Source organism: Bradyrhizobium cosmicum (assembly GCF_007290395.2).
In the GTDB taxonomy this organism is placed as follows: Bacteria; Pseudomonadota; Alphaproteobacteria; order Rhizobiales; family Xanthobacteraceae; genus Bradyrhizobium; species Bradyrhizobium cosmicum.
In genome coordinates this window covers 3,376,135-3,389,866 of the sequence record NZ_CP041656.2, presented here as the reverse complement: position 1 = coordinate 3,389,866, position 13,732 = coordinate 3,376,135, and the positions used below count along the sequence as shown (strand labels likewise).

The following is a 13,732-nucleotide window of genomic DNA, read 5'->3' as shown; positions in this document are numbered from 1 at the left end:
GGTGCGACTATCCAAATACAACTCAAAAGTGTCCTTAAGTTCGTTGACATTGTCATCGAATTATTTTTCATTGGGTCAACAAACAAGACGATCGGGCCTCCCTCACGGCCCGTGGCGGGAGGAACAGTATGACGATGACCCAGCGGGATCGCGATCTCGGCACGGCCTATGCGATGAAGCCGGCGAACACGCGCACCGAGCTCACCTCGGTCGTGCGCGGCACGCCGATGGGCGAGCTGCTGCGCCGCTACTGGCATCCGGTCGGACTCGTCAGCGACGCCAACGACACCCCGAAAAAGGTGCGTGCGCTCGGCGAGGATCTGATCCTGTTCCGCGACAAGCATGGCCGGGTCGGCCTGTTGCACGCCCGCTGCTGTCATCGCGGCACCACGCTCTACTATGGCAAGGTCGAGGAGGACGGCATCCGCTGCTGCTATCACGGCTGGAAGTTCGACACCGAGGGCCATTGCCTGGAGCAGCCCTGCGAGCCCGACGGCGGCGCGTTCAAGGACAAGGTGCGCCAGCCCTGGTATCCGGTCGAGGAGCGCTACGGGCTGATCTTCGCCTATATGGGCCCGGCCGAGAAACGCCCGGTGCTGCCGGCTTACGAGTGCCTGGAAAACATGGACGACGGCGAGTTCGTCGAGGCCGACGATTCCTCGATCGGCGGCGGCGGCCCTGCGGTCATCCCCTGCAACTGGCTGCAGCACTTCGAGAACGTGGTCGATCCCTATCACGTGCCGGTGCTGCACGGCTCGTTCTCGGGGCCGCAGTTCACCAACATGATGGCCTCGATGCCGGAGGTGACGTTCGACAAGACGCCGCGCGGCATCGCCGTTCGCTCGATCCGCAAGCAGGACGACGGCAAGGTGTTCTACCGCGTCACCGAAGCGGCGCTGCCCACTCTGCGCGTCGTGCCAAATCCGCGCGTGGCGCAATTTGCCCGCGTCGAGTCGATCGGCTGGACGCTGCCGATCGACGACACGTCCTTCCGCATCTATGTCGCCGGCCGCGTCAAGACATCAGGCGACATCGGCCGGATGCGGTCGAAATTCAACGGCAAGTTCTGGTGGGACATGACGGAGGCCGAGCACCAGCAATTCCCCGGCGACTACGAGGCCCAGGTCGGCCAAGGCGACGTGACCGTGCACTCCGAGGAGCATTTCGGCCAAAGCGACCGCGGCATCCTGATGATCCGGCGCATGCTGGGCGAGCAACTGGAAGCGATGGAAGCCAATCGCGACCCGATCGGCGTCTCATTCGACGCAAGTGCGCCGCCGGTCGAATTCGAAGCAGGGAATTACATCCGCGACGCGTGAAAAAGACAGCTCCAATAAGGGCTGGACCGACAACGATAACAACGACAAATTGGGGGGATGCGATGGTCGATGTGACGTCACAAGTGTCGGTGCCAACGGCCGCCGCGGCAAAGCCACCGGTGCGGCGCTATTACGTGCTGGGCCTGCTCACCATCATCTACGCGCTGAACTTTCTCGACCGCACGATTTTCAACGTCCTGATCGAGCCGATCAAGAAGGAGTTTCAGCTCAGCGACACCATGATGGGCCTGCTCGCGGGCTTCGGCTTCGCGCTGTTCTATTCCCTGCTCGGCATCCCCATCGCGCGCGTCGCCGACCGGCTCAACCGGCGCAACATCGTCGCCATGGCGTTTGCGTTCTGGAGCGCGATGACGGCGCTGTGCGGCGCGGCCTCGAGCGTGACCTCGCTGGCGCTGGCGCGCATCGGCGTCGGCATCGGCGAATCCGCGGGCTCACCCGCCTCGCAGTCGATCGTGGCCGATCTCTTCACCAAGAACGAGCGCCCGCGCGCGCTCGGCATCTACGCAATCGGCACCTATCTCGGCATCTTCCTCGGTTATTTCATCGGCGGCTATGTCAACCAGCACTATGGCTGGCGATCGGCGTTCTATGTCGCGGGCCTGCCGGGTATCCTGCTCGCAATTGTCCTGTGGCTGACGATCTCCGAGCCGAAGCGCGGCGCGATGCAGGAGAGTTTCGTGCCCGAGCCGCTCGGGCCCACGCTGAGCTTCCTGGCCTCGCAACGCAGCTTCATCATCGTGCTGATCGGCTTCTGCCTCACCACCTACACCAATTACGCGACCGCTGCCTGGATCCCGCCGTTCCTCGCCCGCGTGCACCACCTGTCGAGCGCCGAGATCGGCACCTATGCCGGCACCTTCAAGGGGCTCGCCGGCATGGCCGGCACCCTGTTCGGCGGCTTCGTGGTGGCGCAAATCAGCCGCCGCGACGACCGCTGGAAGCTGTGGGCGCCTGCGATCACCTCAGGACTCGCCGGCCCGGTGTTCGCGCTGTGCATGCTGGCGCAGGATTTCGCGATGATGGTCGCCATGCTGGCGCTGACCTCGTTCCTGGTCGGCTTCCATCTCGGCCCGATCTTCGCGATCGCGCAGACCGTGGCCAGGCCGAGCATGCGTGCGCTCGCCTCCGCCCTGATCGCGCTCACCGCCACCTGCTTCGGACAAGGCGTCGGCCCGCTCGCCGTCGGCATGGTCAACGACGCCCTGAAGGGCAGTTATGGCGCGGATGCCGTGCGCTATTCGCTGCTTTCGGCCGCGGTCACGACCGTCCTGGGCGCCCTGCTGTTCGTCTGGGCCGCCCGCACCATCCGGGACGATATCAGCCGGGCCGCCGCTTAAGGCCCACTCCCCCCGCAAGCCTGGCGAAACCAACCGGGCGTAGAAATGAAACCATTTTGCGGAACCCGCGAAACCATCCGGAAACAGATGGTCCTTAAGACATGAGCCCATAGACGGCGGCAAAGCCCGTCGGGAGGCTCACATGAACCACTCCATTCACTCTGCTGATCGTGCGACCCACCTGAAGATCGTGGTGGTGGCGCTGGTTGCCGGCATCGCGGTGGCCGGTTTCGGGATCGCAGCCCGCACCAACGCCGATTACAGCCAGACCGCCCAGTCCACCCACGTGATCAAGGCCGGCAAGCCGGTGGTGGTGACGAGCGCAGGCACGTCCGAGATTCGCTGATACGCCCCCGTTCCGGGTCGATCGATGGCCGCCTCCGAGCGGCCTTTTCGTTTTCCAAAGCAATACTTAGCCGGGGCGCACGCGCGAAGCGCAACGTCCTTGACTTCACCAAGCCCCGCCTTTAAGTCCCCCTCGTTCCGCGCGCTTTGAGCGAACCACGCGGGAGTAGCTCAGTTGGTTAGAGCGCCGGCCTGTCACGCCGGAGGTCGCGGGTTCGAGCCCCGTCTCTCGCGCCATTTTGGCAATCCCTTCATAGTCTTAGCCTGATGTCGCGACACCTGTCGCATCTGCGGCCGGGGTGGACGGACGTTTGCCCCCCGGAATCCGTGACGTAGGCAGCCCGCGCCCGAATCGTCTACCCCTTGCAGGACTTGAGGGATCCCCACGCTTTCCCGGCTTTTCCGGGGCTTCCCCGTCATTGAGGAGGCCAGACATGGTTAAAAAGGATTCGGCTAAAAAGGATTTGGCCAAGAAGGACTCGGCGAAGAAGGCAGCCGCCCCCGCCACCATCACGCTCAAGCACCTCGCCGCGGACATTGCGGACAGCCAGGAGCTCTCGAAGAAGCGCGCCGAGGCCGTCCTGACCGACATGGTCGAGCTGATCACTAGGCACCTGAAGAAGGGCGATCGCGTCCGCATCGTGGGCCTCGGCATCCTCCAGGTCCGCAAGCGCGCCGCCCGCACCGGCCGCAATCCGGCCACTGGCGAAGCCATCCACATCAAGGCCAGCAAGAAGGTCACCTTCCGCCCGGTCAAGGAACTGAAAGAGGCGATCTGAGCGGCTACCTTTCGTTAAGCCTGATCCGCGCCGTTCCGGCCGCAACGCGGCCCGCTTTTCTGCTATACCGCCTGCTTCCCCAAGACCTGCTCCCCCAAGACTCGGCGGTTTGACCAGACATGTCCTCCCTCACCTTCACGCATACCGTGACCGAGCGTTTCCTGCGCTACGTCACCATCGACACCCAGTCCGATCCGGAATCCCCCAGCTCGCCCTCCACCGAGAAGCAGAAGGATCTCGGCCGCGTGCTCGTCACCGAGCTCAGGGAGATCGGCGTCGCCGACGCCCATCTCGACGATTACGGCTACGTCTATGGAACGATCCCGGCCAACACCGACAAGAAGGTGCCGGTGATCTGCTTCTGCTCGCACATGGACACCTCGCCCGACGTCACCGGCAAGGACGTCAAGCCGCAGGTCGTGAAGAACTATCGCGGCGGCGACATCACGCTGCCGGGCGATACCAGCCAGGTGATCCGCTTCGCCGAGCATCCGGCGCTGAAGAACCAGATCGGCAACGACATCATCACCACCGACGGCACCACGCTGCTGGGCGCCGACAACAAGGCCGGCGTCGCCGAGATCATGGATGCCGCGCACTTCTTCATCAACAACCCCGATGTGAAGCACGGCACCATCAAGATCCTGTTCACGCCCGACGAAGAGATCGGCCGCGGCGTCGACAATGTCGACATCAAGAAGCTTGGCGCCGATTTCGGCTACACCATGGACGGCGAGAGCGCGGGCAGCGTCGAGGACGAGACGTTCTCGGCCGACGGCGCCACCATCACCATCAACGGCGTCAGCGCACATCCCGGCTATGCCAAGGGCAAGATGGAGCACGCGATCAAGATCGCGGCCGCCATCGTCGAGCGGCTACCGAAGGAAGGCTGCTCGCCCGAGACGACGTCCGGCAAGCAGGGCTTTCTGCATCCGATCGGCATCGACGGCGCGCTGGAACAGGCAACGCTCTCCTTCATCGTGCGCGACTTCACCGAGGAAGGGCTTAAGGAAAAGGAAGCCATGCTCGAGACCATCGTCAAGGACGTGATGAAGGACTATCCGCGCTCGACCTACAAGTTCGAGGTGCGCGAGCAGTACCGCAACATGAAGCAGGTGATCGATCGTCACCCGCATATCCTCGAATACGCTATCGAGGCGATCCGCCGCGCCGGCCTGCGCCCGATGCGCACCGCGATCCGCGGCGGCACCGACGGCTCGCGCCTGTCCTTCATGGGCCTGCCCTGCCCCAACATCTTCGCCGGCGAGCACGCGTTCCACTCGCGTCTGGAATGGGTCAGCCGTCAGGACATGGAGAAGGCGGTGCAGACGATCGTGCACCTTGCGATGATTTGGGAGGAAAAGGCGTAGCGGCCGGCCCCTTCCCGACGTCCGCGAAGACCCGCGATCTGCCAACCCACAAGGGCCGTTGCGCCAGGCGATAGCGGGCTCTCCCGCTATCGCCTGCGAGCAGAGTCCTAACCCACGCGAGCTGCGGCGAGTGAATCGTAGTCCGGGCTCTTGATCATACCGTGGAGCTGACGCCGACGCGCCCCCATGTTACCGCCATCGTAGAGCGGGAAGCACATGGCGTCGTTCATCAATTCCGCCAGCGGGTGCATGTCGGTGTAGCTGTCAACACCGACCACGCGCATCGCATCGTAAACGACGTCGACGCAGGTCTCCGAACAGAACACCTTGGTCATGACGGCGAGTTCCTGCTCCTGGCCCCCGCTTCTGTCGAACTGCTGGCAAGCTTTCCAGGTCAGATAGCGGCAAGCTTCGATTCGCATCTTCATGTCGGCCAGCATGTAGCCGACCGTGGGGTATTCGATGATCGGATGGGGGCCGGAACGTGCATCATTTCGTGCGAATTCGAGCGCATGGTCAAACGCAGACCGCATGACTCCGACGCATGCCGCTCCGATCAGGGCTGCTGTCCATGCGAAATTGGTCGAGACGATCTTGATGCCATCGCCCGGTTTGCCGATGATGTTATCGGCGGGAACGCGGACATTTTCGAATTTCATTCGGGGCGAAATCGAAGCCCGATGCCCGACGGTGTCGAGCAGCCCCGTGACCTTGACCCCGGGATCGCTGCCCGGAACCATAATGACTGCGAGAGACTCTTGGGCCCCCTTGTTCGGGTTTGTCCGGCACACGACGGCGTAAAGGTGACAATTGTTGCCGTCCCACCCGGTGCCGTTGGTCGTGTAATGTTTCTCTCCGTTAATGACCCATTCGTCGCCGTCGAGTGTGGCGAAGGTCTTCACGCCGAAACGCGGATCGGGGGCGTCGAAGTTTGCGCCTCCGGTCACCTCAGTGAAGGCAAGAGCGGCAAGCCGGGTGCCGTCTTGAATGAAGTCAGGCAAAAATCGTTTCTTTTGCTCCTCGGTCCCGTAAAAGATGATCGGTTTGACGCCCAGACCCGTCCCGAGAAGGGTGCTCGGCACGTTGACGTCGACGGCTGCAAGCTCTTCCGCCGCCAACGCGAAATCGAGCGCGGGGACCTCGGTTCCTCCAAATGCCTTCGGAAAGAGGCCCTTCACAAAGCCTGCATCGACGGCCTTCTTGTGGAATGGACGCGTCGCATAGAAGCGCTCGTCTGGCTTGCCAAACTTGCGAATGGTCGGACGAACGTCCTTCAAGACGGTCGTTGCGAATTCCCTGGCTCCCTTTTGCAGTGCAATCTGGTCTGGACTCAGCGCAAATTCGATACCCGTTGTCATGGCATTCCCCTCGGTTGATGGTGCGGACAGGCCACCAAAAAACCGGAAGACATGTCTTGGTCGGGAGGGACAAATTCATCGTCCTCCAGAGACAGCCCCGTCTTGTCATCGCGACCAGACCAGGAAACAGACAGCCTGGTTCAAAATTTGTGCTTGATTGCAGCATTGGCCGGACTAGCCTTTGATCGTGAATACGACTTCGTGAGGCTCGTTATCGACGGAGTGCCGCGATGCCGTTCTGGACCACGCAGGATCTTCCCCCCGGCCAACAGTTCGGCTTCTGGCGCGAAGTGTTGTGCGAAGCGTTCATTACGCTTGATCCGTCTCGCAAGAGCCAGGGAGCCTTTACCGGGAGCGTCGAGGCGCACGCGGTATCGGATGTGAATGTCACGCGGCTGCTGACGGATGAACACCGGGTCCTCAGGGGCGCCAAGGAAATCCGCAAGACGCCACTCGAGTATTATTTCGTCAACATGCAGATCGAAGGCGATGTTCTCGCAAAGCAGCGGGGACGAGAGGCGCTCGTAAGGCCGGGAGAGTTCTACATCGTGGACTCAACGGAGCCGTACGATCTCGACTATCGATCGAACCTGGAGATCTTTTCCTTCAGAGTGCCTAAGAAGCGGCTCGATCCGCTCTTGAAGGATGCGGCAGGCGCAACGGCCATTCGCGTTTCGAAGGGGAGTCCGACCGGACAATTGGCTGTAGATTTTCTACAGTCGGTCGTTCGGCAGGCTCAGATTCCGCCGGAGGCGCAGGAGACGGTCGCAGATACGATCGCAAAGCTCGTCGCGTTGGCTCTCGGTGGTACGGTGGAGGCTGAGGAAAGCAGACCCTCATGCACCCGGAGAGCCTTTCTGAATGCGATCCTCAAACATATCGATGAGAATCTTTTCGATCCGTCCTTGTCGGTCGAATCCGTTTGCCGAAAATTTCACGTCACGTCCCGCTATCTCCATCGGCTTTTCGAGGCGGAAGAGACGACCTTCGGTGCCACCATCCGGTCGAAGCGGCTCGCACGTTGCGCTGCGGAATTGACCAGTTCAACGGACCAGTCGATTGCCGCCTTGGCCTTCGCCTGCGGATTTAGCGATGTTTCTTACTTCAATCGCGTCTTCAAAAGAGCGTTCGACAAGTCTCCCACCGCGTACCGCCGCGCCAATTTGGGAGTTCAGTCGAAGTCCGGCACACAATAATCGGCGAGAAGGAACCGCTGGGGCCTTTTCCTGTCCGGCGCGTGCGACATCGAGTTCCCCACACGTAACACTATTGCGGGTCGACACTGTTCCGGCCGCCATGCTACCGCAGGCGATCAGCAACCCGAGACCGCAGTGATTTCGATCGGCCGCCGCACCAGCTTTTGGAACCCGCGCAACTGGCGTGGGCTCGTGGCTGTGCTCGTCGCGGTGATGTATCTGCTGTCGGGCGTGCTCCATGGCGCGCACGACATCGATGTCACGAGCCCGTCTGGCGGCTCGGAGATCGCCTCGATCCTCGACGATGGCGCTACCGGTCATGGCGATCACAAGGCGGCCGGCGGCCACCACTGCCATGGCTGCTTCTCGATTGCCGTCGCACAGCCACTGCAGTCCGGAGCGGCGGCCGATATCGTCGCTGCACCGATCGCGCAGCGCGCGCCTGCCCTGATCGGCATTGCGCCCGACACCGACTTCCCGCCTCCCAAGCATCTGACCTGAACTGATCAGCCGGGCGCCCGCGCGCCCCCGATGCTATTGTTCACAGGTCACCTTCATGTCTTGCAGACGGACTGCCGCGCGCCTCGCGTGCGCGATGGCGATTCTCGTTGGCCCCTGGCTGACACAGCCCATTCACGCCCAGACCCTGACGATGCGCGCCGCGCTGTCGCGCGCGCTGGCCGCCAGTCCGCGCCTGACGGCGGCGGAACGCGATGTCGGCATCGCGACAGGCCAGCGCATCCAGGCCGGCGCGCTCCTCAATCCCGAACTGTCCTATGAACAGGACAACTCCCTCGGCTCGGGCATCTACCGCGGCACCAGATCGGCCGAGACCACGCTCCAGATCAGCCAGGCCTTCGAGCTGTTCGGCAAGCGTGACGCGCGGATCGCCGCAGGCGCGGCCGGCATCGAGGTCGCCGCAATTCAGCGCAAGGCCGTCAGGCTTGAGGTGCTGTCGGAGACCGCGATCGCCTTTCTCAGCGTGCTCGGCGCGCAGCGGCGCATCCAGATCCTCGACGAGCAGATCACCGCGATCGACCGGCTGACGCCGCTGCTACGCCGCCGCGTCGAGGCCGGCGCCTCCTCGCCGGCCGAGACCGGCCGCGCCGAGGTCGCCTCCGCCCTGGTGAAGGCCGACCGCGAGCGCTTCAAGGCGACGCTGGCGAGCGCCCGGCGCGAGCTTGCGGTGCTGATGGGCGATCCCTCCGCAAAGTTCGGTGAGGTCTCCGGCCGGCTCGACACCATGGGCAAGCCGCCGACGTTCCAGTCGGTCGTCGCCGCCATCGACGCCAATCCGCAGCTGGTCCGCTGGACCGCGGTGTATGCCCAGCGCAACGCCGAGCTGTTGATGGCGCGGCTCAGGCCTTATCCCGACGTCCGCATCGCCGCCGGCTGGCGCCATTTCAACGAGACCAATGACGATGCGGTGCGGCTCTCCGTCTCGGTGCCGATCCCCGTGTTCGACCGGAACCAGGGCAACATCCTCTCGGCGCAGGAAAGCCTCGCCAAGACCAGGGCCGAGCGCGAGGCCAACCGCAACACGCTGATCGTCATCGCCGGCCGCGCCTACGACTCGCTGCAGGGCTCGCTGCGCGAGCTCGCGGTGCTGCGCGAGACTGCGATCCCCAAGGCAACCGAAGCGGCCGAAGCGATCTCGCAAGGCTACGGCCAGGGCCGCTTCAGCCTGCTCGAAGTGCTCGACGCCCAGGCCAGCGTGTCGCAAGCGCGGCTGCGCGAGCAGGAGGCGCTGCAGAACTTCCACGCCGGCGTCGCCACCATCGAAGGCCTCGTCGGCAATCCCTTCACGCTGGCCCGGGAGGGCGCACGATGAAGATCTCCTCCACCATCCTCGTCGCCATCCTCGCCGCCGCGATCGGCGCTTACGGCTATGCCCTGCTCGCCCCGGCCAGGGTCGCACCGACCGAGCATGCCGCTGACAAGAAGCCCGAGAAGCCGAACGACCATGTCGAGCAGGACGAGCACGGCGCCGACCGCATCCGCATCTCCGACGTCAAGCTGGCGGCTGCCGGCGTCACGCTGGCGGAAGCCGCGAGCGCCACGCTGACCGACACGCTCGCCTTCAACGGCATCTTGCGCGCCAATCAGGAAGCGGTCGTTCAGGTCACACCCCGCTTTCCCGGAATTGCAAAGTCGCTCCAGAAGCGCATCGGCGACAGGGTCGGCAAGGACGATCTGCTCGCCACCATCGAGAGCAACCAGAGCCTCACCGTGTACGAGTTGAAGGCGCCGCTGGCGGGCACCGTCATCGAACGGCAGATATCGCTCGGCGAATATGCCTCCGAGCAGAAGCCGGCCTTCGTCGTCGCCGACCTCTCGAGCATCTGGGTCGACCTGTCGATCTACCGGCAGGACCTGCGGCGCGTGCGCCTCAACGACGAGGTGCTGATCGATCCCGACGACGGGCGCGGCGAGATCAATGGCACGATCTCCTATATGGCGCCGATCGGCAGCAGCGAAACCCAGACCGCGCTGGCCCGCGTGGTGCTGCCAAATCCCGATGGCCGCTTGCGTCCGGGCCTGTTCGTCACGGCGCGGCTGATTCTCGCCGCCCGAAATGTCGCGGTCGCCGTGCGCCGCAGCGCGATCCAGACGCTGGAGAACAGGACCATCGTGTTCGTCCGCGAGGACGGCGACAAGATCGAGGCGCGCCCGGTCGAGCTCGGGGATGCCGATCCGAAATTCGTGGAGATCCGCGCCGGTCTTGCCGCCGGCGAACGCTATGTCGCCGAGAACAGCTTTGTCGTGAAGGCCGAGATGGGCAAGGGAGACGGCGACCATGATTGACGCCCTCCTCGCCTTCTCGGTCCGCCAGCGTTGGCTGGTGGTGCTGCTCGCGATCGCGGCCGGCGCCTTCGGTGCCTGGAATTTCACGCGCCTGCCGATCGACGCCGTCCCTGATGTCACCAACGTCCAGGTCCAGATCAACACGCGGGCACCCGGCCTGTCGCCGCTGGAAGCCGAGCAACGCATCACCTTCCCGATCGAGACCGCGATGGGCGGCCTGCCCAAGCTCGACTACACCCGCTCGATCTCGCGCTACGGGCTGAGCCAGGTCACCGTCGTGTTCCAGGACGGCACCGACATCTACTTCGCGCGGCAGCTCGTGAACGAGCGCATCCAGCAGGCCAAGGATCAGCTTCCTGCTGGCACCGAGGTGGCGATGGGGCCGATCTCGACCGGCCTCGGCGAGATCTACGTCTACTCGGTCGAGGCCAAAGCCGGCGCGAAGTCGCCGACCGGTGCCGAGTTCACGCCGACCGAGCTGCGCACCATCCAGGACTGGATCATCAAGCCGCAGCTGCGCACCGTTCCCGGCGTGGTCGAGGTCAACTCGATCGGCGGCTATGAGCGGCAATTCCACGTGCTGCCGGTACCCGGCCGGCTGATGGCCTACAAGCTCGGCTTCCGCGACATCATGACGGCGCTCGCCGCCAACAACGCCAATGTCGGCGCAGGCTATATCGAGCGCAACGGCGAGCAATATCTCGTGCGCGCGCCCGGCCAGGTCGCCGACATCGCCGACATCCGCGACATCGTGATCGGCTCGCGCGGCGGCGTGCCGGTGCGGATCCGCGACGTCGCCGAGGTCAGCGAGGGCCACGACCTGCGCACCGGTGCGGCGACGACAAACGGCAGCGAGACAGTGCTCGGCACCGCCATGCTGCTGATCGGCGAGAACAGCCGCAGCGTGGCCCAGCGCGTGGCCGCGCGCCTCAAGGAGATCGCGAAATCGCTGCCCGACGGCGTGATCGCGCGCGCGGTCTACGACCGCACGCATCTGGTGGAAGCGACCATCCAGACCGTCGAGAAGAACCTTGTCGAGGGCGCCGCGCTGGTGATCGCGGTGCTGTTCCTGATCCTCGGCAACTTCCGCGCCGCGCTGATCACCGCCTGCGTCATCCCGCTATCGATGCTGTTCACGATCACGGGCATGGTCGAGAGCAAGGTCAGCGCCAACCTGATGAGCCTCGGCGCGATCGATTTCGGCATCATCGTCGACGGCGCGGTCATCATCGTCGAGAATTGCCTGCGCCTGCTCGCCGTCGAACAGCACCGGCGCGGCCGGCTGCTGTCGCTGGAGGAGCGGCTTGACACCATCCGCGCCGGGAGCAGCGAGGTGATTAAACCAAGCCTGTTCGGCACCCTCATCATTGCCGTCGTGTATCTGCCTGTCCTCACCCTGACGGGGACCGAGGGCAAGATGTTCACGCCGATGGCGCTGACCGTGCTGATAGCGCTCGCGGGCGCAGCGCTGCTGTCGGTGACGTTTGTTCCGGCCGCGGTGGCGATCGTCGTCACCGGCAAGGTCTCGGAACAGGAGAACATCTTCATGCGGGCGGCCAAGCGGGTCTATGTGCCGCTGCTCGACCGTGCCATCGAATACCGCCGCAGCGTGGCGCTCGCCGCCGTCCTCATCGTCGCCGGCAGCCTGTTTGCCGCGACGCGCATGGGCGGCGAATTCATCCCGAGCCTGGACGAAGGAGACATCACCATCGAGACCATCCGGATTCCCGGCACCAGCCTGACCCAGAGCGTCGACATGCAACTTCGGCTGGAGAAGGCGGTCAGGCAGGTGCCGGAGGTCGCGACCATCTTCTCCCGGATCGGCACCGCCGAGATCGCCAACGATCCCATGCCGCCGAACGTCGCCGACACCTATGTCACGCTGAAGCCGCGCGACGAATGGCCCGATCCCGCCAAGCCGAAGGACGAGCTGGTCGCCGAGCTCGAACGCGCCGCCAACACCCTGCCCGGCACCGCCTATGGTATGACCCAGCCGATCCAGATGCGTTTCAACGAGCTCATCGCCGGCATCCGCAGCGACGTCGGCGTCAAGATTTTCGGCGACGACCTCGACGTGCTCGCTGGCATCGCCCAGCAGGTCAACGGCGTGGTCCGCGGCATCGAGGGCGCCGCCGACGTCAAGACCGAGCAAATCGCCGGCCTGCCGATCCTCACCGTCAAGCTCGACCGCCCGGCGCTGTCGCGCTACGGGCTCAGCATCGGTGAGGTGCAGAACCTCGTCGAGATCGCGATCGGCGGCAAGCCGGCCGGCAAGCTGTTCGAGGGCGATCGCCGCTTCGACATCGTGGTGCGCCTGCCCGAGAGCCTGCGCGCCGATCCGGACGCGATCAAGTCGCTGCCGATCCCGCTGCCTCCGGGCGAGGATGTGGCGGCCGTCACGAAGACCGCATGGCCGGGCGCGAACGCGCCGCTGCGCTACGTGCCGCTGTCCTCTGTCGCCACGATCGAGGTCGCGCCGGGCCCGAACCAGATCAGCCGCGAGAACGGCAAGCGCCGCGTCGTGGTGATGGCCAATGTCAGGGGGCGCGATCTGCGCTCCTTCGTCGCCGAGACGCAAGGCGCCGTCGCGGAGAAGGTCAAGCTGCCGCCGGGCTACTGGATCGGCTGGGGCGGACAATTTGAGCAACTGGTCTCGGCGACCAAGCGGCTGACGATCGTCGTCCCGGTGGCGCTGCTGCTGGTGTTCCTGCTGCTGTTCATGGGCATGGGATCGGCGGCCGATGCGGCGCTGGTGTTCTCCGGCGTGCCGCTGGCGCTGACCGGCGGCGTCGCGGCGCTACTGCTGCGCGGCATTCCGCTGTCGATCAGCGCCGGCGTCGGATTCATCGCGCTGTCGGGCGTCGCCGTGCTCAACGGCCTCGTCATCATCGCCTTCATCGAGCGGCTGCGCAGCGAGGGGCGGCCGATCGCCGAGGCGGTGCGCGAAGGCGCGCTGACGCGGCTGCGTCCGGTGCTGATGACCGCGCTGGTGGCGTCCCTCGGATTCGTACCGATGGCGCTCGCGACCGGTGCCGGCGCCGAGGTGCAGCGGCCGCTGGCGACCGTGGTGATCGGCGGCATCATCTCCTCGACCGTGCTGACGCTGCTGGTGTTGCCGGCGCTCTATTTGCTGTTCCGCCGTGACGTCACGCGCGAAACGCCTACAATGGCGCCTGATTTGGCCGCATCCAGGGAGCGCTAG

The 13,732-nt window shown here is 64.6% G+C and carries 11 protein-coding genes and 1 tRNA gene; 11 read left to right on the top strand and 1 reads right to left on the bottom strand.

Annotated features, from left to right (window positions below; all coding sequences use genetic code 11):
• The first annotated feature begins 128 nt into the window (after positions 1-128).
• The 6 genes from FNV92_RS16325 (at position 129) to pepT (ending at position 5,171) form a co-directional block, all read left to right on the top strand.
• The gene (locus FNV92_RS16325) at positions 129-1,319 is read left to right on the top strand and encodes an aromatic ring-hydroxylating dioxygenase subunit alpha (RefSeq protein ID WP_143845689.1); all 1,191 of its coding nucleotides are present in this window, start codon (positions 129-131) and stop codon (positions 1,317-1,319) included.
• 62 nt (positions 1,320-1,381) lie between these two features.
• Positions 1,382-2,677, top strand: a complete 1,296-nt coding sequence (locus FNV92_RS16320) for a spinster family MFS transporter (RefSeq protein ID WP_143845690.1) — start codon at positions 1,382-1,384, stop codon at positions 2,675-2,677.
• A 142-nt stretch (positions 2,678-2,819) separates the two neighbouring features.
• The gene (locus FNV92_RS16315) at positions 2,820-3,023 is read left to right on the top strand and encodes a hypothetical protein (RefSeq protein WP_015685754.1); all 204 of its coding nucleotides are present in this window, start codon (positions 2,820-2,822) and stop codon (positions 3,021-3,023) included.
• Between the two features lie 159 nt (positions 3,024-3,182).
• Positions 3,183-3,259: transfer RNA gene (locus FNV92_RS16310), tRNA-Asp, on the top strand.
• 197 nt (positions 3,260-3,456) lie between these two features.
• On the top strand, positions 3,457-3,801 hold the full coding sequence (locus FNV92_RS16305) for an HU family DNA-binding protein (protein WP_143845691.1): 345 nt from the start codon (positions 3,457-3,459) through the stop codon (positions 3,799-3,801).
• Between the two features lie 119 nt (positions 3,802-3,920).
• A complete protein-coding gene (gene pepT, locus FNV92_RS16300) occupies positions 3,921-5,171 on the top strand; it encodes a peptidase T (RefSeq protein WP_143845692.1) in 1,251 nt (416 codons plus the stop codon).
• Positions 5,172-5,278: 107 nt separating this feature from the next.
• On the opposite strand, the gene FNV92_RS16295 is transcribed toward pepT, so the two are convergent.
• Positions 5,279-6,529: an acyl-CoA dehydrogenase family protein gene (locus FNV92_RS16295; RefSeq protein ID WP_143845693.1), complete on the bottom strand. Its 1,251-nt coding sequence runs from the start codon at positions 6,527-6,529 to the stop codon at positions 5,279-5,281.
• 230 nt (positions 6,530-6,759) lie between these two features.
• Between FNV92_RS16295 and FNV92_RS16290 the strand changes: the two genes are divergently transcribed.
• The 5 genes from FNV92_RS16290 (at position 6,760) to FNV92_RS16270 (ending at position 13,732) form a co-directional block, all read left to right on the top strand.
• Positions 6,760-7,725: a helix-turn-helix domain-containing protein gene (locus FNV92_RS16290; RefSeq protein WP_143845694.1), complete on the top strand. Its 966-nt coding sequence runs from the start codon at positions 6,760-6,762 to the stop codon at positions 7,723-7,725.
• A 192-nt stretch (positions 7,726-7,917) separates the two neighbouring features.
• The gene (locus tag FNV92_RS16285) at positions 7,918-8,226 is read left to right on the top strand and encodes a hypothetical protein (protein ID WP_244623689.1); all 309 of its coding nucleotides are present in this window, start codon (positions 7,918-7,920) and stop codon (positions 8,224-8,226) included.
• Between the two features lie 55 nt (positions 8,227-8,281).
• The gene (gene ihpA / locus FNV92_RS16280; protein WP_143845696.1) at positions 8,282-9,556 is read left to right on the top strand and encodes a divalent metal ion exporter subunit IhpA; all 1,275 of its coding nucleotides are present in this window, start codon (positions 8,282-8,284) and stop codon (positions 9,554-9,556) included.
• Positions 9,553-10,530: a divalent metal ion exporter adaptor subunit IhpB gene (gene ihpB, locus FNV92_RS16275; RefSeq protein ID WP_143845697.1), complete on the top strand. Its 978-nt coding sequence runs from the start codon at positions 9,553-9,555 to the stop codon at positions 10,528-10,530. Before ihpA ends, ihpB begins: the two co-directional genes overlap by 4 nt.
• Positions 10,523-13,732, top strand: a complete 3,210-nt coding sequence (locus tag FNV92_RS16270; protein WP_143845698.1) for an efflux RND transporter permease subunit — start codon at positions 10,523-10,525, stop codon at positions 13,730-13,732. The genes ihpB and FNV92_RS16270 overlap by 8 nt, the downstream gene beginning before the upstream one ends.

Excerpts from the sequence above, each read along its gene's own strand:
- FNV92_RS16325 (WP_143845689.1), top strand. The coding sequence starts at position 129 with ATGACGATGACCCAGCGGGATCGCGATCTCGGCACGGCCTATGCGATG.
- FNV92_RS16320 (WP_143845690.1), top strand. The coding sequence starts at position 1,382 with ATGGTCGATGTGACGTCACAAGTGTCGGTGCCAACGGCCGCCGCGGCA.
- FNV92_RS16315 (WP_015685754.1), top strand. The coding sequence starts at position 2,820 with ATGAACCACTCCATTCACTCTGCTGATCGTGCGACCCACCTGAAGATC.
- FNV92_RS16305 (WP_143845691.1), top strand. The coding sequence starts at position 3,457 with ATGGTTAAAAAGGATTCGGCTAAAAAGGATTTGGCCAAGAAGGACTCG.
- pepT (WP_143845692.1), top strand. The coding sequence starts at position 3,921 with ATGTCCTCCCTCACCTTCACGCATACCGTGACCGAGCGTTTCCTGCGC.
- FNV92_RS16295 (WP_143845693.1), bottom strand. The coding sequence starts at position 6,529 with ATGACAACGGGTATCGAATTTGCGCTGAGTCCAGACCAGATTGCACTG.
- FNV92_RS16290 (WP_143845694.1), top strand. The coding sequence starts at position 6,760 with ATGCCGTTCTGGACCACGCAGGATCTTCCCCCCGGCCAACAGTTCGGC.
- ihpA (WP_143845696.1), top strand. The coding sequence starts at position 8,282 with ATGTCTTGCAGACGGACTGCCGCGCGCCTCGCGTGCGCGATGGCGATT.
- ihpB (WP_143845697.1), top strand. The coding sequence starts at position 9,553 with ATGAAGATCTCCTCCACCATCCTCGTCGCCATCCTCGCCGCCGCGATC.
- FNV92_RS16270 (WP_143845698.1), top strand. The coding sequence starts at position 10,523 with ATGATTGACGCCCTCCTCGCCTTCTCGGTCCGCCAGCGTTGGCTGGTG.